This window comes from Pseudomonas sp. K5002 (genome assembly GCF_013386655.1).
Lineage (GTDB): Bacteria > Pseudomonadota > Gammaproteobacteria > Pseudomonadales > Pseudomonadaceae > Aquipseudomonas.
The window spans coordinates 1-752 of sequence record NZ_JACARK010001015.1 but is presented as its reverse complement, the minus strand read 5'-3'; the positions used below and the strand labels follow the sequence as shown (position 1 = coordinate 752).

At 63.4% G+C, this 752-nt stretch carries 1 pseudogene; it reads right to left on the bottom strand.

The features are described 5' to 3' along the window. Positions 1-39: 39 nt before the first annotated feature. Positions 40-752, bottom strand: a pseudogene (locus HX846_RS32590) (hypothetical protein); the annotation flags it as partial.

The window sequence follows — 752 nt, the reverse complement described above, 5'->3', positions numbered from 1 at the left end:
AGCAAGCTCCCTCGCCACATAGATCACCTCAGGTCATGATCAGGCCAACGGTACACGACGGGTGGAAATCGCCAGGCGACCCACACCGAAGCTCAACGCTGCGCCCAGCAGCAACATCAACAAGGTGCTCCACGCAGCACGGGACAGTTGCTTGGCCGCGACTTCACCGGCTTCACGGGCTTTCTGTTCAGCCTGTTGCTTCAGTTCGTCGACCTTCTGCACGGCCTGCTGGTAGGCCTGGGCGTAGTTGTCGACAATCTGGGTGGCCTCAGCCTGGCTCTTGCCGGTACGGGCCGCAACAATGTTGACCAGTGCCTGCTTGTCCGCCGCGTTCAACGCCGGCTCACCGGAAGCCTTGACCCGCTCGAACCACTGCTTCAATTCATCACCAGCCTGGGCTGGGTTGGTCGCGGCATCGTTGGCCGACTGCTTGCCGTCCGCAGCCGCCTGATCGGCTTTTTGCTCAACGTTGGCCGGGTCCAGTTCAGGTTTGCCGCTCTGCTTGAGCAGTGTGTCGAGCTGACCTTGCAGGCTGTTCCAGTCCAGCTTGATGCCCTGCTCATTCAGTTGCTGCTTGACGCTGTCGCTGATACCCGGCGCCACGGCGGCGATCCCGCTGCCGGCAGCCGACAGGCCCTTGCCGACGACATTGCCCGCCGCTCCCACAACGCTGGTGGCCAGCGCGGCCAGCAGCCAGGTGGTGAGCAAGGTGGTGATGGTCCAGCTCAGCACGCCGTGCAGGCCGCCGCGAT